Below are 23081 nucleotides of genomic sequence, written 5' to 3'. Positions count from 1 at the left end.
AACCTATCATATAGTAAAGAAATTATAGTAAAATATTAGCTTTTGTATCAAAATACCTACTATAATAAAACATGACTGAAAAGATATAAAAAGGGGATAAGATTTTGGCAGATAAAAAGAATTACTATTACGAGAAATACAAAACGGTTATTTTTCGCATCGTCTTGATTTTGCTCATAATCTCAACCGTTTATGCTGTCTACATGGCCATTATTACACCTTCGGGTCTTGCTCATCATGAATATGAGCGTATGCGCAGCGATTATATTTTAATGATTCTGCAGTGTGTGGTTGGATGTATTGTTATCTTCCTTCCATCCAAGGTGGAGCAGCGTTTCCGAGTTGAGATACCAGATATTATGGAAATCATGTATTTTATTTTTCTATTTTGTGCGATTTATCTTGGCGAGGTTCAGAACTTTTACTTTAAGATCCCTTATTGGGACTTGATTCTTCACTGCTTCAGCGCAGGGATGCTTGGAGCCTTAGGATTTGTCATTGTCAGTTTCTTTAATGATATGGAGAGATTGCATATTACCTTAAGTCCATTCTTTGTATCCCTGTTCGCCTTTTGCTTTGCCCTGACATGCGGAACCGTGTGGGAGATCTATGAATTCCTTGCCGACGGCATTCTAGGGACGAATATGCAGAAATTCATGACGGCAGATGGGACAATTCTTACGGGACATGATGCGCTCCGGGATACGATGGAGGATTTCATTGTTGATGCTGCAGGAGCGTTCATCGTTACATTCATTGGCTATCGGCACCTTAGTAAACGAGATCAAGTGAAGAAACGATTAGGAGAATTGAAAAAAGAACATAAGGCCCAACCAGGGGCTTGATGACAGAGGAGAAGTGCCGTATGGACACTTCTCTTTTGCGTTTGAAAGAGAGAGGAAAGGTTATTATATACGTTACGAGCTGAAAAAAGGAGGAATCATTCAATGGGAGAAAAGAAGGAGCTTGCGACATTTGCGGGTGGCTGTTTTTGGTGCATGGTATCGCCCTTTGAGGAGCAGCCGGGAATCTTGGGAATTGTCTCTGGCTACACTGGCGGCCATACGGAAAACCCAACCTATGAAGAGGTATGCTCAGATACGACGGGGCATTATGAGGCTGTACAAATCACGTATGACCCTGATGTGATGCCGTATCAGACATTACTTGAGCAATATTGGCAGCAAATTGATCCGACTGACCCAGGAGGCCAATTTAATGATCGAGGGCATTCCTACCGGACGGCCATTTTTTATCATAATGAGGATCAGCGGAGACTGGCAGAGAAGTCCAAGCAGGCGCTTGCTGAGAGCGGGCGTTTTCAGAAGGACATCGTGACGGAAATCCGCCCTGCTGCCCCCTTTTATCAGGCCGAGGAGAAGCATCAGGAATACCACAAGAAAAATCCATTCCACTATAATCTTTATAGGGAAGGATCCGGGCGTGCCCGGTTTATCCGGGAGAACTGGAAAAAGGTTAAAACAGATGAGCAGCTCAGAAATGAATTGACTGAGCTTCAATATGAAGTAACGAGGAATAATGCGACAGAGCCGCCTTTTGATAATGAGTATTGGGATAATAAAGAGGAAGGGATCTATGTGGATATTATTACGGGAGAGCCTCTTTTCAGCTCACTGGACCAGTATAATGCCGGATGCGGATGGCCAAGCTTTACAAAGCCGCTGCAGCGCATGGAGCTCGAGGAGAAGCTTGATACCTCCTATGGAATGAGGCGAATTGAGGTCAGGGCTAAAGCCTCAGATTCTCATCTTGGTCATGTATTTGATGACGGGCCAGGGCCGGATGGTGCACGTTACTGTATAAATTCTGCTGCTCTGCGTTTCATCCCGAAGGAGCAATTGGCAGAGGAAGGGTATGCGCAATACGAGAAATTATTTGAATAGGTAGTGGCAATGACCGTCCCTTGTGTATGGAGGGGCGGCTTTTTGTATGGGGTATGCCGGCATGATGGGTGAGGGTATTCCTATGAGCAGAGTTGGAGGGAAGGTGCGGGTATCGCCCTTAGGCTTGGATTATCGCTCATACGCCATTATTTCCGCCCATAACATCTCCATTTCGCCCATACTCGAAAACTACCGCCCATAAATACTGCCGTTCGCCCTTAAACCATGGGAGTTCGCCCATAAAGCAAAGGTTTTCGCTCTTAAACAAGATAATTTCGCCCATAAATCATCAAATGCAAGAGATAATCTATCGGCACATGCACCCCTCAGCACTGATAAGGTCAAAATGGACAAGCTGGGGAGTTTTTGAACCAAATTTTGGTGATTTTAGGCAGAATCCATTCAAAAGGACCTTTCATGATGGTACCATGATTACTCGGGTAGCCAGTTCGTTGAGGAAGCATAATCCGTATAAAAAAGACCTGCCAGGATGCGATGGCATCCTAACAGGTCATCCTTATTATTGAACCCGCTGGATTCGTCCTTCAACCGCATAGGTAAACGGCTTCGGCAAGGTTTTTACGTAATCAACAGTTGCGTCTATATCAACTGGGCCAACCTCCATGGAGCTTGCAAGCTCATCAAAGCTTGTGCTGATGTTCGAGTACATATAATTGTTCACCACAACTGTGTATTCCTTTTCAGGGTCGATTTTGCTTCCATCTGGAAGGAAGATATCGACGACTTTGCCTGTTTTGGTCGCATCGTCATAGGTGTATGTGTATTTCAGGCCTGAGACATGATAATCAAGACCTCTAGCTGTGATTTGCTCATTGAGTACAACGGCAATATCAGCTCCGCTGAGTGTTGCTTTGTTTAAGACGTTGCCGAACGGCTGAATGGCGAATAAATCGCCAAAGGTGACTTCTCCAGCCTCAAGAGGAGAGCGGACGCCGCCGCCATTCATCATGGCAATATCTGCATCCATCGCGACTCTCATTCCATCAGCAATCAAATTGCCAAGGGCAAGGTCACCATTGGTTTGTGCAATAGTCGGGTACCCTTTGACCAAGGTTTCGGCAGATTGGCCGACAACCTGAGCCTTAATGGGTTCAACAAGTGCAGTGTATTTGTCCATGATCGCACTGACCTCGGGGTCTGGTGTGTAATCACTTTGGAACACGGTAACGATTTCTGCTTCCTTGTGGAAGATATCGCCGGTGATTGGGTCGATTTCAATATCAACATCTGCAATGGCAGAGCCATAGGAGTAAGCTTGAACAATCAATTTGTTATCGACCACGCGGTTCATGCCAACGTGGTTATGAGCTGCAAAGATAATATCGACTTCATCATCGACTTGTTCAGCGATTTTGCTAGCGTCGTAACGGTCTGTATAGCCTTCCTGGATGGCAGGATTATGGGCAAGAACAATGATGGCTTCAATGCCTTCCTTCTTTAATTCATCCGTATAGGTATTAATGGCTTCGACTTCATCCGTAATTTTTAATGTTTCATTTCCTTTTCGAACAATCATTTCAGGTGTTTCCTGTGTGACGACCCCGATTACGCCAATCCTTTGGCCTTCTGCTTCAAGAATTGTGTAAGGCTCGGTAATGAGCTTATCATCACGTGTGTCATAGGCATTGGCAGCAACGACAGGGAAGTCCATGCCGTCATATCCTTCTGTGCCATTTTTGTGATCCCCGCCGGAGATCATCCTTTTCAATTCATCGATACCTTCATCAAATTCATGGTTTCCAAGTGTCCCGGCATCAAAGCCCATTGCTTCCATGACTTCAACAGTCGGTTCATCCTGGAAGCTGGCCGAGATGAGCGGGCTGCCCCCAATCATATCACCGGAGTGAACAATGAATGTATTGGGATTCTCCGCCTCGCGCTCCTTTAAGGCAGCAGCTGTGTATTCAATTTGTCCCGCTGCTTTTCCGCCTACAGTTGTCACAGTGTCCAGCTGGCCATGCAGATCATTCATGCTTAATAGCTGAATGCTGATGCCGCGGTTTAGGTCATAAGTGAAGATTCCAAAGCCCTTTTCATCGGTTTTTCCTGTATACGTGAACGGGCTGTCTTCTGTGATATATTCCTGAGCCTTCGGTGATGTGGTGAATGCTAGGTTCACTTCACCAGCGATTGGTGCAAGAGACCAGTTATCATCCGCTGTCGGAGTGATTTCCTTTACCTCTGAGATGTAGTCCATCAAGACTTGACGGTTCTCCTCAGCTGAATCAATGACAAGTTCTCCATTTGTCACGCCAGGGAAATTCCCGCCGCCATTGGCACGGTAGTTATTTGTGACAACAATGAATTCCTGATCGGGCTGTACAGGCTCCCCGTTATATTCCAGGTTCATGATTCGGCTTGAATCTGGATTAGCGACAGCGCCGGTTGGTGTGTATTTCGGTTTCTTCGTTACATCAATTTGGTAGGTCACGCCATCAATCACATCGTAGTTATATACCGCAAATGACGGATTGAGAAGCTCCTGTGATGCAGTGTTGGCTGGATCAATCGTATTGAATTTACCAGCAGACATCTCAAGCCATTCTTTGACGTCTGCACCAGTCAATTTTATGGCCTTTAACGTGTTGTCATATAGATAAAGGTCAGCGGCGCTGCGAATAGTCAGGTCGCCTTTTTTGATTTCTGTGAATTCCTCTGGGCCGTTGCGTCCCGCTTTAAAAGGTGCGCCTGCAGAGAGAATGGGAATATCAGCGAGCTCTGGTTTATTGAGCTTAATGTAATTCTCGGCATACCATGTTTGAGCATTGGTGACAACTTGAATGGATGGGTCGTCCTTCACAAGGGCGAAGTAGCTGTAAATATCATCTGTTGTCGTGCCGATTGGTGTGTTGACATACTCAATGGTTGCCTCATGATCTTTCTTGACAGCTTTAACGATTTTCTGGTCAGCTGCGACATCCTTTGTAACAGCTCTTGTCGAGGATTGTGAATCAGCGACAATCCATTTTCCTTTTTTCTTTTCTAATGTTAAGTCGATAATCCCAAGTGAGCCGCCGCCAAAACCGGCTTGTACGGCAGGAACACCGTTAATGGTTCCTTTTTCATTGTCCACGCCAGGGAGGACATTGCCGTTCTCATCCTTGAAAAGGGCGTCGAGCTTACTGACATCAGCTGCCGGGAAGACTTTATGCGTATGAGAGAAGGTTAGGGCATCGATGCCTTTTACCTTGCTTAAAGCATAAATCGTATCCTCGGTATTCTTTTCGTTGCTGCTGAAGCCGGAATGTGCCATTGCGACAATGACATCAGCTCCTTTTTTCTTCATTGCCGGGATGAATTTCTCAGCTGTTTGGACAATGTCCTTCGTGATGACCTTGCCGTCAAGATGGGCCTTATCCCATTCATTGATTTGAGGAGGAACAAAGCCAATATAGCCGATTTTCACGGTTTGAGTCTTGCCGGATTGGTCCTTTACCTTTTTAGAGACAATTTTATAAGGTGTGTACTTGTTTTTGTCGTTAGTTGGGTTGCCGTCTTTATCATCGATATAGACATTGGCATTGATGAAATCGAATTTGGCATCATTGTATACTTCATCAAGGAATTCGAGTCCATAATTGAATTCATGATTCCCAAGTGTGGCAATATCGTAATCTAGCAGATTCATCGCTTTGATGGCTGGATGAACGTCTTTTTTGCCAAGAGGATCGATTTTCGCTTTGTATGTAGCAAATGGGTTCCCTTGAATAAGGTCGCCATTGTCCACAAGGACACTGTTTTTCACTTCTTTACGTGCTTGCTTGATGAGTGTAGCTGTTTTGGCGAGTCCAACATTAGGGGATTCGCTATTTTTGTAATAATCATAGCTTAGCAGATTCATATGGATATCGGTTGTTTCCATAATACGAAGGGTAACCTCGGATTGACCCTTGCCTTTATCCTTTTTTGAGGCTCCTGCATGTAACGTTTGGAAAGGGGTGGTGAATAAAAGAATGGCAAACATGAAGACAGTAACAAGTTGTGCTAATGATAATCTTCGCAAACTATTCATTCCTCCTAAATTAAGGCTATTGATTAGGGAGTGTTCATACTCCCATCAATCAATATAGCAGATTTGCAGGAATTTAATAGTTTTTATGGCAATAATAGCTATAAATGCCCAGTAAAAATTTACACTATATAATGCTTTTTAACCATGAAAGTGATGGCAAAATGATGTCATTAGACCTGATAATTAGGAATAATGCGTATTAGCAGAAGACCTAAGAAAATGATTTAAGAGGGCTTATGGAGAGGGCTGCCAGGCATGATTGAGCCGTATCCTCCTCGGAGGGCTCCGAAATCTCCCTCGGAGGGGTCTGAATCTCCCTTTGAAGGGAGGCTTGGCTTTTGTGTAGGGTTGAGAGGGGGCTAACAAAAGGCAACCGAATGATACGATAAATGAATGAATCTACAGTTTAATTATTCGGGTCTTTATTTGTTGTTGTACATGCATTAGTTGATGATTGTGGCTTTCTATTATTAGTGAGGGGTGGAATGGAACGAAATGCATTCCACTCCTGCGGGAAGAGAGGAAAGGTCTGAGACCCTACAAGCGTAAGCGCCGAGGAGGCTCAAGCCTTCCTCCCCACAGAAAGCGAGTGCATTTCGCGGAATGGAACAAACGTGTATTTCTTCCTGCTATTGAATAGGAAGAATAAATGACAATCATTTATTTCGTTTTGTACCAGCCCCTTATGTAAAAGGGTTATGATTCGATTTCAGAAAGCTTTCTCAGATGCTTCTCTGATATCTCATCGACCTTCTTAACACGGCGGACGTACTTTTCCACATCTCCCATAAAGTCAGTCTTCATCCATACATCGACAATCTCGTGGGCAATCGCTGAGCCGATGATTTTACCCCCTAAACAGAGCACATTGCTGTTTGTGTGCTCGCGAGCCAGTCTGGCACAGAATGGATCCTGGCAGACAACGGCGTTCAGGCCGTAGATTTTATTCGCAATCATCGCACTGCCATAGCCGACGCCATCGATGAAAATGCCGCGCTCTGCTTCCCCGCGTGCAATGGCAATAGAAGCAGGGTAGATGGAGTCTGGCAGGTCAGCTGCTTCTGTGCTGTGTGCGCCAAAATCGACGATCTCATGTCCCTGTCCTTCTAGAATTTCTTTAATCTCTTGTTTCAGTTCATATCCAGCATGATCACTCGCCATAGCTATTTTCATGATGAATTCCTCCTCTAATAAAAGTGTTAATGATAGATTGTGCATGATAGAGGGCATTTATGCTCTTGAAGCCGGCGGGCCGAATTAATCTCAAATTGAAATAGTGGATTGCTCTTGCGACCGGATTTCTCGTTCCTTCCTGCCGTGCAGCCGATTGTATAGGAAGATGAGGAATAAGGAGCAAACCCCTAAGTAAATAAATAAATGACTGAATCCGGTGAAAGGTACAATGAGTCCAAGCAGTGATGGTCCAAAGCCAAGACCGCCGTCTAAAAAGATATAGAAGGTTGAAGTAGCGAGTCCCATACGATGAGGCGGTGTCAGCTTGATGGCAATCGCCTGTGTGCAGGATTGCATATTTCCAAAGCCAAGACCAATTAACACACCAGATAATAGCAGCGTAAGGGCATTGGACGCCGTACCGAGCAGCAGCATCCCTATTGCAAGCAGGATGAAGCCTGGATACATAATCACGTTTGGTCCCTTTATGTCCATCAACCGTCCGGTGAATGGACGTGACAATAGAATGGAGACAGCATAGATGACAAAGAAAAAGCTGGCGGCCTCCGTTAGGTTTCTCTCAGCTGCATAGGAATTCAGGAAAGAAAGGACACTTGAATAGCTAAAGGCAATGCCGAGCGTGATGAAGGCAATCGGGAGCGCCTTTGGCTCCAGATAGTCTGAAAGCTTGATCTCTTTTGTCTGTGGTGTCAATGCTTCAGTCTCAAGCGGCGGAATATGCGCAAAGAGAGAGAGCGTCAGCGAGATGGCGCCGAGTACCAGGCAGAAAAGAAAGATATTGGCGAATGTTGTGTGCTGGCTCATCAACAGACCGATGAACGGTCCGCAGGCGGTGGCAAGTGTTGCGCTCATGCTATAATAACCGATTCCTTCTCCTTTTCTGGAGGCCGGAATGATTTGGGCAATAATCGTACCGGATGCGGTGCTGGCCATTCCAAGTGCAAGTCCGTGCACGAAACGAGTGAACAGCAGGAAAGCGATGCCGAACTCGAAAAAGTAAAGAAGAGTGGTCAGCGTAAATAACAGCGCTCCCACCCATAAGGTTCGTTTGCGGCCAAACTGGCTGATGAGCCGGCCCATAAACAGACGACTGATCAATGTTCCGATGATAAATGTTCCGGTAACAAGCCCGGCTTGGCTTGCGGTTGCATGATACGTATCGGCGGCATACATGGCAATAGTAACAACAAGTAAGTAAAAGACAAGTGTGAGCAGGAAGTTAATGAACGAAATAAGAACAAAGTTTTTTGTCCATAATCTGTCCTTTAGCTCGGCCATGTTTATTCCCCCTTTAATAAATTGGTGCGAATCTGCTTAAGAACATGAATCGCGTCCGTGAGTTTCTCCTCTTTAATCCCCTGTAAAATCTCTTGTTCAAATTGATCGACAACAATGCGAATATCCTGATAAACGCTCTTGCCGCTCCTGGTGAGCTGCATTCGCTTCTCTCGTTTATCCGTGCTGGCAATCTGCTCGACATAGCCCTGCTCCTGCAGGCGGTGGACCGTGCGGGTCGTCGTTGGTTTCTCAACACCAAGGTAATGAGACAGCTCCACGAGCGTAACGGATTCATACTTCGCCAGATAAAAGAGAACCGTCCACTGGGCACGCTGTATCTGATGTTTGCTGAGGATAGCGTTCAGCTGATTTTCAAACGGTCGATAAACAAGCATAAATTGATAGAAGAATTCCTGAAATCCCTTCATTGTATGTACCTCCACGCCATTTGGTTACCTTTGGTAACTATTATACTTTAGCAAATGGGACAGGGGAGTGTAAAGGGATTGAGGTCAGGGGAAGCGCAGCCATATAAACATAAAAAATCCCTCTTCAGGATCTATCAAAGATCTTACAGAGGGATTGTGATACGTTTTACAGCGATGCCTTAAGCGAAAATAATGACTAATGTACCGACGATAAAGCAGTATATGGAGAAATAGCCAAGCTTCCCTTTTTGCATGATGTTCATAAACCATTTCAAAGAGAAGTAAGAGGCAACTAAGGAAGTAACGAACGCAAATAGGTACGGTACCATCAGTTGATTAATGGTTGGATCCGTTACTAAGTCGGAAACGGATAGGATCATTCCGCCTAGACTGATGGGAATGTAAAGGAAGAAGGAGAACTTTAAGGCAGTCTCACGATTCATTCCCATTGCCATAGAGGCAACAACGGTTGCACCGGAGCGGCTGATTCCAGGAATCAAGGCAACAGCCTGCGCGCAGCCGACAATGATGGCATCCTTAAAGCTGAGCTCACCTTCTGTTTTCCGGCCTTTAAGATTTCGAATGAGCCATAAGGCAATACCAGTAATGATAAGAGTGAACCCGATAACACGTACGCCTTTAAAGATAGAGGCGATTTGGTCCTCAAACAGCATCCCAATGACGGCCGCTGGAATGGTGCCGATAATGAGGTAAAGAATGAAATAGAAATCCTTCATCATTTCATCTGTCTTTTCAGATGAGAAGAGGAATTCGAATCCGTTCTTAATCATTCTGGCTAAATCATGTCGATAAATAATCACGACAGCGATTAAGGATGCGAAGTTCACGAATAGCTCGAAGCTGAGCCCTGGTATCTCCATGTTGAAAAAGTGCTGGAAGATAACCAAATGTCCGCTGGAGGATACAGGGATTGGTTCGGTAATCCCTTGAAGCAGTCCTAGGAGGACATACTTGATAATTTCGATAAATTCCACTACTAATACACACTCCTCGTACAAAAATGACATGACACTATCATATCATAATCTGAACATCGTCCTATAAAGGTCTATGGAGTTATTATTTACCAATGGAGGGGAATGGAAAAAGCTGCCACTTTTGTGGCAGCTTTGGTCTTTATTCTTATAATACTTTGTTCAAGAAATCCTGCGTACGTTCATGCTGCGGGTTGGAGAAGATCTCTGTTGGTGTTCCCTTCTCAACAACATAGCCGCCGTCCATGAAGATGACTTGATCGGCAACCTCACGCGCAAAGCCCATTTCATGGGTTACGATGACCATTGTCATACCCTCGTTAGCCAATTGTTTGATAACATTCAATACCTCGCCGACCATCTCTGGGTCAAGGGCACTTGTCGGTTCATCAAAGAGCATGATATCTGGGTTCATTGCTAGAGCGCGTGCAATCGCAACACGCTGCTTTTGACCGCCGGATAATTGTGCCGGCTTGGCATTTGCTTTATCTTCAAGTCCAACTTGAGCAAGCAGTTTATGGGCTTGCTTCTCAGCTTCCTCTTTTGTTGCCTTTTTCAATTGAACCGGTGCCAGCGTAATATTCTCAAGCACCGTCATATGAGGGAAGAGATTGAAATGCTGGAAGACCATCCCGATATTTTCGCGGACTTTGTTGATGTCCGTTTTTTTATCTGTGATGATCACATCATCGACTTCAACCTCACCTTGGTTGACATCTTCAAGTAAGTTTAAGCAGCGGAGCAGGGTACTTTTACCAGAACCAGATGGACCAATTAAGCAGATGACTTCGCCTTCTTTGACTTCAAGGCTGATATCCTTTAGTACCTCAAGCTGTCCGTATGATTTCTTTAATCCTCTTACTTTAAGCTTTCCCATTTTGGATCTTCCTTTCCATACGGTTCGATACTTTTGTCAAAATCATGATGATGATAAAGTACATAACACCGACGATGAGCCACATTTGGAAGGATTCCAGGTTACGGGCGATGATAATCTTACCGCTTTGCGTCAGCTCATTGATGCCGATAATTGAAAGGATGGATGTATCCTTTAGGGTAATAATGAATTGGTTAATGATCGATGGAATCATTAAACGGATGGCCTGTGGAAGGATAACCTTCGCCATAGCCGTTTTGTATGGAAGTCCAAGGCTTCGAGCCGCTTCCATCTGTCCTTTATCAACAGATTCAATCCCTCCGCGGACAATCTCAGCCATATAGGCACCAGCATTTAAGCTTAAGGTGATAATACCTGCTGTTACAGCCGAAATACGGAAGTCAAGTGCAGCCGGCAATCCAAAGTAGATGAAGAATGCTTGGACAATCAACGGCGTACCGCGGAATATATCTACGTAAATGGTCCCGATTGCGCGAAGCACAGAGTTGTGCGCCACACGGCATAGACCGAATAATACACCCAAAATAGAGGCGATAATAAGCGAAACGACCGTTAAGATCAACGTCATTTTTAAGCCCTTCATGAGACTTGGGAAGCTTTCCTTCAACAAGCCGAAGAAGCCATTTTCTGTATCAGAGCTTTTCTTCGCTTCTAAATATTTATCAAGAATATCTTGGTATTCACCAGATTCTTCAAGGTTAGCGAGACCATCATTGAACTTTTCAAGAAGCTCAGTGTTCTCACCTTTAGCGACAGCAAATCCATAAGAGCCGCCAACCTCTTTTTCAGTGACAATCTGAAGACCATTGCCTTGAGCTACCCCGTAAGCAAGGACCGGATAATCATCAAAGACGGCTTGAGAGTTGCCAGTTTTAACATCATCATACATATTGGCAGAATCATCGAATGTGACAATTTTGAAGCCGTACTCATCCTGGATGCTTTGAGCAAAGCTTGCACCTTCTGTACCAGTCTTAACTGCTACTTTCTTGCCGTTTAGATCTTCATAAGAAGTTATGTCCTCATTTCCTTCAGCGACAGCCATAACGACGCCAGATTCGAAATAGGGATCAGAGAAATCAAATTTACGTTTACGTTCATCAGTGATGCTCATGCCGGCAATTACGCCGTCCACTTGTTTTGATTCAAGAGCTTGTACCGCTGCATTGAAACCGAGCGGCTTAATTTCCACATTAAATCCTTGATCTTCCGCGATTGCATTCAGCAAATCGATATCTATACCGACGAATTCGCCATTTGTATCTTGGAATTCAAAAGGAGCAAACGTGATATCTGTTGCGATTGTATATGTTTTTCCCTCCGCACTTGTGAGGTTTGGGAATACAAATGAAGCAACCGAGATAACCGCTATCGCTAACGATAACATTAACTTGGAAAATTTCTTCATGTTGGAGCCTCCTTTAAAAATTCGTTAAGAAACCCTCTCTATATAGACACATTCTCGAATAGAAAAAGTGATTGAGGAAAAGAGCAAAAAATGCATGTCTTTATGAGTATATAAAAAATTTCTATTCTTTTGCAATGAATTTCTTTCCATGCCAAATTATAGAAATATAGGGATCTGGATATATTCTTTGGTATCAAACTGCTGTAAGAAGCTGATAAAAGTACATTTGCCATGCTTAGATTGCACAAGTGAAAGGGATTTTATGATAGGTGGAAAGAGTGAATATGTAACTGTTTTTAAAAAATTCTGAAATAATTTAAATAGAAAAGAATGTCTCTAATAAGTTAACAAGAAGAGACCAGGAAAATGATGGCCTGATCTCTTACATTCATTTATATTATTTCAGGTTATCAATTTCAATGGTATTTACCGGTAAAAACGTTTCTCCTGTATCCATATAGGTGATGGATACCTCATCTCCCTCCAGCAGGTAAATAATGAGCGGTTCCTTTTCAGATGACATCGTATAGCTTTGGCGGTTATCAAGCAAGAAGGATACAATAGTATTTTCCCCTGATTTCTCTTTGTAAACCCGCAAAACCTTTCCACTCACCTGTTTTTCCTCTGAGGAAGAGGAACCTGATACGGTTCCGCCGCCTTTTTGGAGAGCGGTCTTATATAATTTCAAGGCTTCTGCTGGTGATGAAGCATAGGCAGTAATCTCAGGATTGGCAGCAGATACAATATGGTAATTCTGCAGATATCCATTTGAATCGAGTACAGCTGTCAGCCAGCTGGCCTCGCCGTAGAAATTATAGAGGATTGGCATTTGGCCCTTCCATTTCTTCTCGATGAAGGCCTTTTCGATGATTTGGAGTGCTCCCTCTGAATCCATATAGGATTCCTCTAGACTGCCGGTATAATACGTTGCCTCACCAGTCCGAGCGTTTGTCAATGCATATCCGAGCATGGAGTCGACTCCTTCTTTCGGACTCGTGAAATCGGTGAAATAGTACATCACGCCATTCTCATCGAAAATCGGACTGACATTTGCCTCTGTTCCTTCATCGGAAGGGAGCTTAACGTCAGATTTCCCAAAATAGCTATTCCAGAAGCCGTGTACATAATTACCGAAGTAGCTGTTCTGAAGACTGACGGCCTCCGGTGCTACAGCACCATCAATGAATTCAGGGGCCTTCTCTAGCGAATAGGCTTTTGTTTTGCCTGTTTTAGCATCCATCACAGCGACACCTTTAACGGAGAAGCCATTACGGGCAGAAATAAAGTCACCATAGGACTGAACATAGAATGGATTGCCATTATCATCTATTTCAAGCTGAACATCCCCGTAGAAGATGTAGGTCGGATATTGAAGCCTAAACCAGCGCTCTGTTTCCTTGTTGAAATAAGAAGAAGGGGTGTAGGCCATTTCCGACTTAACGAAGGTCGGGTTAGCGGTGGAGTCCGTTGCGCTCAGCATAAAGTAACCCGGTGTTTCCTTGCCTTTGAACCATTTAAAGAAGCCTGAGAATTCAACCGGAGCGATATACACATACTCTCCATTCACCTTTTGGATTTGCAGGTTACCAAGCTCGTAATAGCTTGTGTTCGGTACCTGGCCAAAGGCCTTCTTCATTTTGTTGCGGGCGAAATCAGGCGGGACGCTCGCAGGTGTCTCCTTCTCGTCAAATGTCTTGATCTCCGTTTTCGTCTCCATCTTGGAAATGTCATATTTCTCATTTGCATTGAACATAAAGGCGGATAGGAGATAGGCACTCGCTAATAAACTGATGAGAAATAGAATGCCCTTGATTTTTTGCTCAAGCCCGCTTGACAGCAAAACACCAACAGCTGTGAAAATCAGGGCTGGGAGCCAGAGAGATGTCACATTTAAGTCTTGATTCGTTATGTAGTAATATAGAAAAAATCCGATCAAACAGAGGATGGCGAGTCCGCCAAAAGCCTGTACTCGCAATCTGCCTGTTAGGCGAATGTGAAGCCTCTCATTACTGGTAACTGGCAGCAGGACAAAAGCTGAAATAATTCCGATAATCAATGAATAAAGGATTAAATACCCCATAATACACTCCTTTGTTAATTTACTTACTCTAATCATACGTATAAGGGAAGACAGATGATTCACTTTTTGCTCACATTATTTCCGTTTAAGTCTTACATTTGGCAAAGAAATAGATCAAGAGCGCTTTCAACCCCATTGTTCTTATCTTTCCATAACACGAAGTTTCAGATATTATTGAGTATATAGTTTGATAGGAAAAGAGGGAACGGAATGACTATTTTGATTACAGGCGGAGCCGGATACATCGGCAGCCATGCAGCAGTTGAATTTTTGAATGCAGGCTACGAGATTGTTGTCTTGGACAATCTTTCAAACAGTCAAAGAGAAGCGATTGATCGAGTAAAGGAATTAACCGGAAAGGACTTCCCATTCCATCAGGTCGACCTTCTCGATTATGAAGCAGTGAACGAATTGTTCGAACAATATCCAATTGATTCGGTTATCCATTTTGCAGGGCTTAAGGCTGTTGGGGAGTCTGTAGCCATTCCGCTGAAATATTATGAGAATAACATTACAGGTACATTGAATCTATGCCGTATCATGGCTAGCCACGGTGTGAAGAAGCTAGTCTTCAGCTCTTCCGCAACTGTATATGGTATGCCGGACCGTGTGCCGATTGATGAGTCATTCCCATTGTCAGCGACAAATCCATATGGACGAACAAAGCTGATGATTGAAGAGATTCTACGCGATGTGTATGTTTCTGATGCTGAATGGAGCATTGCCTTACTTCGTTATTTCAACCCAATCGGTGCTCATGAAACAGGTCGAATCGGTGAGAATCCGAATGGCATTCCGAATAACTTGATGCCATATATCACGCAGGTAGCCATCGGGAAGCGCGAAAAGCTTTCAGTCTTCGGAAATGATTATGATACCCATGATGGTACAGGCGTACGTGATTACATCCACGTTGTAGACCTTGTAAAGGGCCATTTGAAGGCACTTGAGTATATTAATGATAAAACAGGTGTTGAAGCGTTCAACCTTGGGACAGGAACAGGCTACAGTGTGCTCGATATTGTCCATGCCTTTGAGAAAGCGAGCGGACAGCAAATTCCCTATGAAATAGTGGATAGAAGACCGGGGGATATTGCGGTATGCTACGCCAATGCTGACAAGGCAGCCCAATTGCTTGGCTGGACAGCAGATTTAAATCTTGAAGATATGTGCCGTGATTCTTGGAACTGGCAAAAGAAAAACCCGAACGGATATAAAGAAGATGAGCCTGCTGTGAAATAAGCAGGAATGGGAGCAAGCGAATGGATCGCCTGCTCCTTTTTTTAATTGCTTGCGGCGCGCATCAAAGTCCGATACCCTTGATATAACAAAGATCAGGGGGTGGGGCGGCTGATGAAAATCGCTTGTTTGCAAATGGATATTAAGTATGGAGAACCGGACGCCAACCGAGAGAAGGCGAAAAGGATGATGGAGGAAGCTGCTGAGAATGGAGCTGATGTCATTGTCCTTCCAGAAATGTGGAATACCGGCTATCAGCTTGATGAGCTGGCACAGATTGCTGACCAGGACGGACAGAATACAAAGGAGCTTCTATCAGCGCTTGCTGCAAAATATCAGGTAAACATCATCGGCGGCTCGGTCTCGGTAAAAAGGAAAGAAGGCTACTATAATTCCATGTTCATTTTTGACCGCCAAGGAAATCAAGTGGGAGAGTATGATAAAGCCCATCTATTCACTCTGATGGATGAGCATCACTATTTGGAGGCTGGACAGAGATCAAATTTCTTTCCAATCGATGGTATGCTATGCGGCGGTGTGATCTGCTATGACATCCGCTTCCCGGAATGGATTCGCAAGCATGCGCTCGGCGGGGCCAATATCCTCTTTGTCCCAGCTGAATGGCCGAAGCCCCGTATCGACCATTGGGAGATTCTACTTAAAGCCCGTGCGATTGAAAATCAAATGTATGTCGTTGCTGTCAATCGTGTCGGAGCAGACCCGAAGAATATCTTCAACGGTCATTCCATGGTTATTGCCCCTTGGGGAGAGGTCATCTTAAACGGAGGCGAGGAAGAAGGAATAGGCTATGCGGAGGTCGACCTTGACGAAGTCAGAAGAGTGAGGGAGCTCATCCCAGTCTACAAGGACCGCCGCGAATCCTTATACGAATGAACCAGCTCAAGCAGTGAACTTGGTAAATTTAAAAAGGGCTGCCCCCAACGGGACAGCCTAAATTTTTATGATTATTTCTTAATAGACTCTAACACTAAATCGATCGTCACATCATTTGCGATTTTTGCATTTGTCGTCCAGTTGCTGGAATCCTCGAAGAAATACACTTGATCCTTCTCTACAGCAGGAATGGATTTATATACAGAACTTTTCTCCAATGTTTCAATTCCTTCTTCATTAGCTGCTGCTGCAATAAATAAATGGTCAGCATCTAAATCAGCCAATGCCTCAAGAGAAATGGCTTGCCAAACATCCTGACTTTCGCCTAAATCACTAATATAGGTAGGCATTTTAATGCCAAGGTCCTTATAGAGTACATTAGAGGCATAACGATCTCCTTCAAACACGAAGAATTGCCCGCCTGTCACCCAAATGATTGCCGCTGATTCATCCCCAATGGCCTCTTTTACTTGAGCTTTTGCGTCCTCTGCTTTTTGCTCATAATCCTCAATTGCCTTCTCAGCTGTATCTTTCTTGCCGAAAAGCTCACCCATAACCGTTAATTGTGTTCTCCAGTCCTCTGTATTCTCAGATTTAAATACATAGGTTGGGGCAACCTTAGTATATTCCTCATACATGCCTTCTTGGATGGCAGCTTCGGACTCGAACATGATTAGGTCCGGTTCCGCTTCAATAACATCCTCAATTGGCATATCCCATGAAATCAATGGAACATCAGCAAGCTTATCTTGCAGGTATGTATGAACAGAGGTACCGATTGACCATTGAGCTGCAGGAGTAAGGCCAAGTGTCACAAGATAATCCTCCATATTAGGAGCAAGAATTTTCTTTGGATTTGCTGGAAATGTCATTTCTCCGACAGCATCTGTCACCTTTTTCTCAGAGCTGCTCTCCTCCGAGCTGTTATTTGAACTGCATGCCCCAAGAACAAGCATCAGGCACGCAAGGCATATCATTGTAAACCATGATTTCTTACTTATTACCATTGATTAATCCTCCTTTAAATTGTAAAATATACTGGTTATACTGAATGATAATTATTCTCATTTACAAAGTCAATGGAATTTAACTTCCAAATAGATAAAATCGTTTAATTCAGGTAAAGGATTTGGTTGCCGATGCAGGGTTACAATAAAGAAAAAGGCAGGGGCATCAAGAGAATGAGCTTGGTTACGGTGCTGGCCGTCATTCTGTTGGCTGTTGTTTTAATGGTCTCACTCATGATAGGCACGAAACTATATGGGCTCTCAACTATCTGGGAGGCTCTTTTCCATCGCGCACATAATAATATAACGCATGACATCATCTGGGATATCCGCCTGCCAAGAGCAATTGTTGCAGCCCTTGTCGGCGCTTTTTTAGCCGTATCCGGTGCAGTGATGCAGGCTTTGACACGAAATGTACTGGCAGAGCCTTCCCTATTAGGCGTTTCCAATGGGGCTGCCTTCGCTTTAGTGTTAGTATTGACCATTTTCCCAGGATTATCGAAGCTGGAGACGATGTTTGCTTCAATGGCTGGTGCAGGACTTGCTGTATTGTTTGTCTTCTCCCTGTCTATTCTGGCTAAGGGCGGCATTACCCCGGTAAAGCTGGCGCTTGCCGGTATGGCGACAGGAATGTTCCTAAGCTCCTTAACGACAAGCATTGCGCTTTATTTTGATGTCTCCAAAAATATTAGCTTCTGGTATGCAGGTGATCTTTCGGCAAGCAGCTGGAACGATGTGAAGCTATTGCTCATCATGGGGACTGTGGGATTGTTCATTGCCTTCTCTATTTCCAGGGCTTTGACCCTATTATCACTCGGGGAGGAAATCACAAAGAGCCTTGGCGTCCATATTGGTCTCGTGCGGACAATGGGCGTGATAGCCGTTTTGATGCTCACTGGCAGTGCAGTTGCTGTCTCAGGTACGGTTGGTTTTGTCGGCTTGGTTATCCCGCATATTACGCGAATGGCGATAGGGGGCAAGTACGGCAAATTACTGCCTGTGGCTGCTCTCTTAGGAAGCATCCTATTGGTTGGTGCAGATGCGATATCGCGTACGATTAACGCACCATATGAAACACCTATCGGCGTCTTGACGGCTGTCATCGGCGTACCGTTCTTTCTATATATGGTCCGGCAGAATGGAAGGAGGCTGTTTTCATGAGTCAGCAAAGAAAAGTCCGGCTCATATGGACCTTGCTTAGTTTCCTGATTATCGCTGCTTGTCTCATCAGCTTTAATGTCGGCACAGTTTCAATCTCGCCAATTGAGGTTTGGCAAACGATTATTGGACAAGGGACACCAAAGCAGGAATTGATTCTGCTTGAAATCAGACTTCCGGCTATCATTCTTGCCCTGATGGTTGGAACAGGCATGGCCTTATCAGGAGCGGTGCTGCAGACAGTGACACGCAATGAATTGGCTGAGCCGGGGATTCTCGGCATCAATGCCGGAGCAGGATTAATGGTTGTGCTTTATATTACGCTATTTCAAGGCTCCCTCAGCAATATGAGTCTTTTAAGTACATTTGCAATGCCGTTCTTTGCTTTTTTAGGCGCTATGCTGACGGCAGTCTTGATACTTTTTCTTTCATGGAAGCAAGGCCTGCATACGATTCGCCTTCTCCTTACAGGCATCGGCATCAATGCAGGCATAACAGCTATCTTGACGGCCTTGCAGCTAAGGCTGAACCCGCATGATTTCATGAAGGCTTTAACATGGCTGTCAGGGGATCTGTGGGCGACTCAATGGAAATACGTATGGGCGCTTGCACCGTGGTTTCTTTTGTTCATCCCAGTCATTCTCTATAAATCACATGTATTAAATGTTCTGAACCTGGGGCCGCTTGTCTCAACAGGTCTTGGCATCCGCACGGAAAGAGAGAGGCTGACATTGATTGTGCTTGCCGTAGCGCTCGCGGGGCTGGGAGTAGCAGCAGGCGGGGGCATTGCCTTTTTAGGCTTAATTTCACCCCATATTGCGCGCAAGCTAGTTGGACCGAAGCATCAATATCTTTTGCCGACTGCAGCGATGATTGGTTCGCTCATCTTGATACTGGCAGATATGCTTGGCAAGAATCTGCTAGTGGTTGATATACCGGCTGGAATAATCGTGTCAATCTTGAGCGCTCCTTATTTTATCTATTTATTGCTTAAAACGAAATAAAGAAGGAAAGAAGGGTGACGGGGAAATGAGCCTGTTTGCACGTGATCTGACAATCGGATATGAAGGGAAAATCATCGTTCCTAAACTAAATATGGAAATAAAAAAGGGAGAAATCACGGCCATCATCGGACCGAATGGCTGTGGGAAGTCGACCATTCTCAAAACGATGGCACGCCTTCATAAGGCAAGCGGCGGGGGAGTTTATTTAGACGGGCAGGATATTCACCGTATGTCCACGAAAGGGCTTGCCCGGCAATTGGCTATCCTCCCGCAATCCCCGCATGCACCGGAGGATTTAACCGTTCAGGATCTTGTTTCTTATGGAAGGACTCCTTATCAGTCCGGCTTCTCCCGCTTTACGGCTCATGATCTTGAAATGGTGGAATGGGCGATAGAAGAAACAGGACTGTCCGCATTTAAGGATACCCCAGTCGATTCCCTGTCAGGAGGGCAGCGCCAAAGAGCATGGATTGCCATGGCCATTGCCCAAGAGACGGATATCCTCCTGCTAGATGAACCGACAACCTATCTTGATATGGCTCACCAATTAGAGGTACTAGAGCTTCTCGGAAAACTGAACCAAAAAGACGGCCGCACGATTGTCATGGTCATTCATGACTTGAATCATGCAAGCCGTTTTGCGGATGAATTGATTGCTGTGAAGAAGGGACAGCTCATCTGCCAGGGAACTGCAGAGAAAGTAATCAGCCGAGAAGTGCTGCGAGAAGTATTCGATATAGAAACAAATATCGTAACTGACCCGCAAACATCCAAGCCGGCTATTCTATCCTATAATTTAGTGCGGTAAATTCGCGCTTATCCCTTCCTAGTCAGGAAGAATCCAGACTGATACGCTTCCCCCGTTAACAGGGAAGACAGCCCATCCGTCATCGCCTATTTCAACGGTATCGCCTCGGTTCTCTGTACAATCCACCCACATTTCGCCGGCGCGCTCCTCACCGACGAACATGCGCTTTTCGCCATTATCACCATTGGAGATAACAATGGCACAGCCTGAACGCTCGTGCTCGCTTGTGCCCATCCGTACCCATCCGATGGTATTTGGATGATCAAAGTAATCAACCTGCTCTCCGTAGGCTTTATGAACCCTAGCATAAAGAAGAGGGTCGATCAATTTGCTTTTGCGTCCGACCGGTTCTTCACCACCGACTCCGTAATAATCGCCATAGAAGACACATGGATAGCCATCATGACGCAAGAGAATCAATGCATAAGCGGATTGCTTGAACCAATCCTGAATCCAGGACTCGAGCGATTCACCAGGCTGGGAATCATGATTATCAACAAAGGTGACGGCATTTAGCGGGTTCGCTTGGACGAGGGTATCATCAAAGATGGTTCGTAAGTCAAAATCACGACCGGCCTGTGAGGCATGATGAAGCTTGAAGTGGAGAGGGACATCAATTAAATCGACGGTAAATTCAACCTTTTGTAAATATTCCTGGCAAGCCCTCAAATCGGGATTCCAATACTCGCCAAACATATAGAAATGATCGCCATGAGTTTGATGCATCTCAAGGGCAAAGTCTCGAATAAACGTGTAATCAATATGCTTAACAGCATCCAATCGGTATCCGTCACATTGCAAGGTCTCAGTCAGCCATTTGCCCCATTTAATCATTTCCTCCCTCACGACAGGATGGTTATAATCAATATTGGCAAACATAAGGTAATCATAATTGCCGAATTCGAGATCGACATTATCATTCCATCCTTTATGGTCGCCCAGAATTTTGAAAATCCCTGTCCGGACGGTACCTTCATCATAATCGGTTCCATTGAAATGCTCGACATTCCATTTGAAGGAAGAATATGTATCTCCTCTGCCGGGGAAGGTAAATTTCGTCCAGCCGTCAATGTCAAAAGGACCGGATATTTCCTTCATTCGATTATTCTGATCGACTTCAATAACCTTGAATCTCTCTGTTTCATCAGCACCGGCCTTATGATTCATCACCACATCTGCATATACACAAATATCATTCTCCTTGCATGCCTCAATAGCTTCAATCAGCTCATCCTTTGTTCCATATTTCGTCCGGATGGAGCCGTTTTGGTCAAATTCACCTAAATCATATAAATCATAAATGCCGTAACCCGTATCTTCAGGTGTTTGTGCCTTTGTTGGCGGTGGAATCCAAACGGAATCGATGCCTTTGTCCTTAAGCTCAGACGCAAGCTCCTTCAGTCGTTTCCAATGGGTTCCATCGGGTAGAATATGCCACTCGAAAAATTGCATCATCGTATGATTTTGACTCATTGCATCCACCCCTTATCTCTTTCTAAGCGGCTGTTGATAACAGAAATAGTGATTTTTCGCTGAAAACCTCAAGCTGCACTTAGTCCGAATCAACTTTGTCTAGTTAAAAACCAACGCCCCTCATGACTAATCCGATATAAACGATTATTCTTAACAAAATAAATACCCATATGCCATCCAGTTACAAACATATGTAGAAAAATAAGTATTACAAAAAGGATAACACCAAGGCATTCAGCCTGGTCAAACCCTTTGTCAGCATGTCTTCCGTGGAACTCAAGCCTTCATTAAACCCCTGTTTAAGTGATACACTATTAATACAAAAAGAGGGATGAGAGGCGGAGGATTGAATGGAGTCTATAAAAGAACGGCAAGTACGGCTGTATCAAGAAAGCCAAAAGGATAAAGCCAGGCTTTTAATCAGCTGTCCGGACCAGCCTGGGATCGTCGCAGCTGTATCGGATTTTCTCTATAAGCAAGGGGCCAATATATTAGCCTCCAATCAATATTCGACTGACCGGCATAACGGGACATTCTTCATGAGGGTAGAATTTGAGGCTCCAGAGCTGGATAAAAAGGAAGCCTTGTTCAAAACAGGATTCACAAATGTAGCCGAACAATTTGGAATGAAGTGGGATGTTATTTTTGCCTACAAGCTAAAACGAGCAGCTATCTTCGTTTCAAAGGAACTCCACTGTCTGCGGGAATTATTATGGGAATGGCAGTCAGGCGATCTGATGGCAGAGATTCCGCTTGTCATCAGCAATCATGAGGATGCGCGTGAGGTCGTTGAATCACTGCAAATCCCCTTTTATCATATCCCTGTTACAAAGGAAACGAAGAAGGAGGCAGAAGAGGAGCAGCTGCGTCTTCTGACTGAATACAGCATAGATACAATCGTCCTTGCCCGCTATATGCAAATCCTCTCTCCGGAATTTGTCGCAAGGCAGAAAAACAAAATCATTAATATTCATCATTCCTTCCTGCCTGCCTTCGTCGGGGCAAAGCCATATGAACGTGCCTTCGACCGAGGAGTCAAACTCATTGGCGCTACCTCTCACTATGTCACGGATGACCTGGATGAAGGGCCAATCATCGAGCAGGATATCATGCGGGTGAACCATCAGGACGATGTCCGCATGCTAAAAAAAATCGGAGCATCCATCGAACGAAGCGTGCTTGCACGAGCAGTGAAATGGCATCTTGAAGACCGAATCATCGTCCATGGCAATAAAACAATCGTCTTTTGACCACCAAGAAATTGAAGAAACTAGGGGATA

At 44.6% G+C, this 23081-nt stretch carries 18 protein-coding genes; 8 read left to right on the top strand and 10 right to left on the bottom strand.

Translation table 11 applies throughout. The features are described 5' to 3' along the window. Positions 1-104: 104 nt before the first annotated feature. Both ACY8DX_RS20785 and msrA read left to right on the top strand, forming a co-directional pair. Positions 105-845 carry a DUF2238 domain-containing protein gene (locus tag ACY8DX_RS20785; protein WP_049669210.1) on the top strand — a complete coding sequence of 247 codons (741 nt, stop codon included), beginning with the start codon at positions 105-107 and terminating at the stop codon, positions 843-845. 102 nt (positions 846-947) lie between these two features. Then, a complete protein-coding gene (gene msrA, locus ACY8DX_RS20780) occupies positions 948-1904 on the top strand; it encodes a peptide-methionine (S)-S-oxide reductase MsrA (protein WP_049669211.1) in 957 nt (318 codons plus the stop codon). A gap of 520 nt (positions 1905-2424) precedes the next feature. Here msrA and ACY8DX_RS20775 read toward each other — a convergent pair. From ACY8DX_RS20775 to ACY8DX_RS20740, 8 genes are all read right to left on the bottom strand, one after another. Continuing rightward, positions 2425-5937: a bifunctional 2',3'-cyclic-nucleotide 2'-phosphodiesterase/3'-nucleotidase gene (locus tag ACY8DX_RS20775; protein ID WP_462405988.1), complete on the bottom strand. Its 3513-nt coding sequence runs from the start codon at positions 5935-5937 to the stop codon at positions 2425-2427. A gap of 696 nt (positions 5938-6633) precedes the next feature. After that, entirely contained in the window at positions 6634-7110 is a 477-nt protein-coding gene (gene rpiB, locus ACY8DX_RS20770) for a ribose 5-phosphate isomerase B (protein WP_439802363.1), read from the bottom strand. A gap of 90 nt (positions 7111-7200) precedes the next feature. After that, on the bottom strand, positions 7201-8409 hold the full coding sequence (locus ACY8DX_RS20765; RefSeq protein WP_462405987.1) for an MFS transporter: 1209 nt from the start codon (positions 8407-8409) through the stop codon (positions 7201-7203). A 2-nt stretch (positions 8410-8411) separates the two neighbouring features. Next, positions 8412-8837 carry a MarR family winged helix-turn-helix transcriptional regulator gene (locus ACY8DX_RS20760; protein WP_049669214.1) on the bottom strand — a complete coding sequence of 142 codons (426 nt, stop codon included), beginning with the start codon at positions 8835-8837 and terminating at the stop codon, positions 8412-8414. A gap of 179 nt (positions 8838-9016) precedes the next feature. Next, the gene (locus ACY8DX_RS20755; RefSeq protein ID WP_462405986.1) at positions 9017-9865 is read right to left on the bottom strand and encodes an undecaprenyl-diphosphate phosphatase; all 849 of its coding nucleotides are present in this window, start codon (positions 9863-9865) and stop codon (positions 9017-9019) included. Between the two features lie 115 nt (positions 9866-9980). Next, the gene (locus tag ACY8DX_RS20750) at positions 9981-10709 is read right to left on the bottom strand and encodes an amino acid ABC transporter ATP-binding protein (RefSeq protein WP_049669216.1); all 729 of its coding nucleotides are present in this window, start codon (positions 10707-10709) and stop codon (positions 9981-9983) included. After that, positions 10696-12138 carry an amino acid ABC transporter substrate-binding protein/permease gene (locus tag ACY8DX_RS20745; RefSeq protein WP_197089881.1) on the bottom strand — a complete coding sequence of 481 codons (1443 nt, stop codon included), beginning with the start codon at positions 12136-12138 and terminating at the stop codon, positions 10696-10698. The genes ACY8DX_RS20750 and ACY8DX_RS20745 overlap by 14 nt, the downstream gene beginning before the upstream one ends. Before the next feature lie 397 nt (positions 12139-12535). After that, positions 12536-14218 (bottom strand): hypothetical protein, encoded by a 1683-nt coding sequence (locus tag ACY8DX_RS20740; RefSeq protein ID WP_439802366.1) that lies wholly within the window; start codon positions 14216-14218, stop codon positions 12536-12538. A 210-nt stretch (positions 14219-14428) separates the two neighbouring features. Between ACY8DX_RS20740 and galE the strand changes: the two genes are divergently transcribed. Continuing rightward, entirely contained in the window at positions 14429-15460 is a 1032-nt protein-coding gene (gene galE / locus ACY8DX_RS20735) for a UDP-glucose 4-epimerase GalE (RefSeq protein WP_049669218.1), read from the top strand. A 111-nt stretch (positions 15461-15571) separates the two neighbouring features. Continuing rightward, positions 15572-16351: a carbon-nitrogen family hydrolase gene (locus ACY8DX_RS20730; protein ID WP_439802367.1), complete on the top strand. Its 780-nt coding sequence runs from the start codon at positions 15572-15574 to the stop codon at positions 16349-16351. Between the two features lie 71 nt (positions 16352-16422). Here ACY8DX_RS20730 and ACY8DX_RS20725 read toward each other — a convergent pair whose 3' ends face one another. Next, a complete protein-coding gene (locus ACY8DX_RS20725) occupies positions 16423-17358 on the bottom strand; it encodes an ABC transporter substrate-binding protein (protein ID WP_462405985.1) in 936 nt (311 codons plus the stop codon). A 132-nt stretch (positions 17359-17490) separates the two neighbouring features. On the opposite strand from ACY8DX_RS20725, the gene ACY8DX_RS20720 reads away from it, so the two are divergent. Genes ACY8DX_RS20720 through ACY8DX_RS20710 form a run of 3 tightly spaced genes read left to right on the top strand, consistent with a single transcriptional unit; the run spans position 17491 to position 20328 of the window. After that, entirely contained in the window at positions 17491-18519 is a 1029-nt protein-coding gene (locus ACY8DX_RS20720; protein ID WP_462405984.1) for a FecCD family ABC transporter permease, read from the top strand. Continuing rightward, positions 18516-19520, top strand: coding sequence for a FecCD family ABC transporter permease (locus ACY8DX_RS20715; protein ID WP_462405983.1), 1005 nt, complete (start codon positions 18516-18518; stop codon positions 19518-19520). Before ACY8DX_RS20720 ends, ACY8DX_RS20715 begins: the two co-directional genes overlap by 4 nt. A 25-nt stretch (positions 19521-19545) precedes the next feature. Next, positions 19546-20328: an ABC transporter ATP-binding protein gene (locus ACY8DX_RS20710; protein WP_049669223.1), complete on the top strand. Its 783-nt coding sequence runs from the start codon at positions 19546-19548 to the stop codon at positions 20326-20328. Positions 20329-20346: 18 nt separating this feature from the next. Here the strand turns inward: ACY8DX_RS20710 and ACY8DX_RS20705 are convergent, their stop codons facing one another. Next, positions 20347-21801, bottom strand: coding sequence for an alpha-amylase (locus tag ACY8DX_RS20705; protein WP_439802371.1), 1455 nt, complete (start codon positions 21799-21801; stop codon positions 20347-20349). A 350-nt stretch (positions 21802-22151) separates the two neighbouring features. Between ACY8DX_RS20705 and purU the strand changes: the two genes are divergently transcribed. Further along, the gene (gene purU, locus ACY8DX_RS20700; protein WP_439802372.1) at positions 22152-23051 is read left to right on the top strand and encodes a formyltetrahydrofolate deformylase; all 900 of its coding nucleotides are present in this window, start codon (positions 22152-22154) and stop codon (positions 23049-23051) included. Positions 23052-23081 lie beyond the last annotated feature (30 nt).

It is taken from the genome of Gracilibacillus sp. Marseille-QA3620 (assembly GCF_054950035.1).
Note: the sequence above shows the minus strand (reverse complement) of the source record. Positions and strands in the feature narration are given on the sequence as shown.

Excerpts from the sequence above, each read along its gene's own strand:
- msrA (WP_049669211.1), top strand. The coding sequence starts at position 948 with ATGGGAGAAAAGAAGGAGCTTGCGACATTTGCGGGTGGCTGTTTTTGG.
- ACY8DX_RS20775 (WP_462405988.1), bottom strand. The coding sequence starts at position 5,937 with ATGAATAGTTTGCGAAGATTATCATTAGCACAACTTGTTACTGTCTTC.
- rpiB (WP_439802363.1), bottom strand. The coding sequence starts at position 7,110 with ATGAAAATAGCTATGGCGAGTGATCATGCTGGATATGAACTGAAACAA.
- ACY8DX_RS20765 (WP_462405987.1), bottom strand. The coding sequence starts at position 8,409 with ATGGCCGAGCTAAAGGACAGATTATGGACAAAAAACTTTGTTCTTATT.
- ACY8DX_RS20760 (WP_049669214.1), bottom strand. The coding sequence starts at position 8,837 with ATGAAGGGATTTCAGGAATTCTTCTATCAATTTATGCTTGTTTATCGA.
- ACY8DX_RS20755 (WP_462405986.1), bottom strand. The coding sequence starts at position 9,865 with ATGTCATTTTTGTACGAGGAGTGTGTATTAGTAGTGGAATTTATCGAA.
- ACY8DX_RS20750 (WP_049669216.1), bottom strand. The coding sequence starts at position 10,709 with ATGGGAAAGCTTAAAGTAAGAGGATTAAAGAAATCATACGGACAGCTT.
- ACY8DX_RS20745 (WP_197089881.1), bottom strand. The coding sequence starts at position 12,138 with ATGAAGAAATTTTCCAAGTTAATGTTATCGTTAGCGATAGCGGTTATC.
- ACY8DX_RS20740 (WP_439802366.1), bottom strand. The coding sequence starts at position 14,218 with ATGGGGTATTTAATCCTTTATTCATTGATTATCGGAATTATTTCAGCT.
- galE (WP_049669218.1), top strand. The coding sequence starts at position 14,429 with ATGACTATTTTGATTACAGGCGGAGCCGGATACATCGGCAGCCATGCA.
- ACY8DX_RS20730 (WP_439802367.1), top strand. The coding sequence starts at position 15,572 with ATGAAAATCGCTTGTTTGCAAATGGATATTAAGTATGGAGAACCGGAC.
- ACY8DX_RS20725 (WP_462405985.1), bottom strand. The coding sequence starts at position 17,358 with ATGGTAATAAGTAAGAAATCATGGTTTACAATGATATGCCTTGCGTGC.
- ACY8DX_RS20720 (WP_462405984.1), top strand. The coding sequence starts at position 17,491 with ATGCAGGGTTACAATAAAGAAAAAGGCAGGGGCATCAAGAGAATGAGC.
- ACY8DX_RS20715 (WP_462405983.1), top strand. The coding sequence starts at position 18,516 with ATGAGTCAGCAAAGAAAAGTCCGGCTCATATGGACCTTGCTTAGTTTC.
- ACY8DX_RS20710 (WP_049669223.1), top strand. The coding sequence starts at position 19,546 with ATGAGCCTGTTTGCACGTGATCTGACAATCGGATATGAAGGGAAAATC.
- ACY8DX_RS20705 (WP_439802371.1), bottom strand. The coding sequence starts at position 21,801 with ATGAGTCAAAATCATACGATGATGCAATTTTTCGAGTGGCATATTCTA.
- purU (WP_439802372.1), top strand. The coding sequence starts at position 22,152 with ATGGAGTCTATAAAAGAACGGCAAGTACGGCTGTATCAAGAAAGCCAA.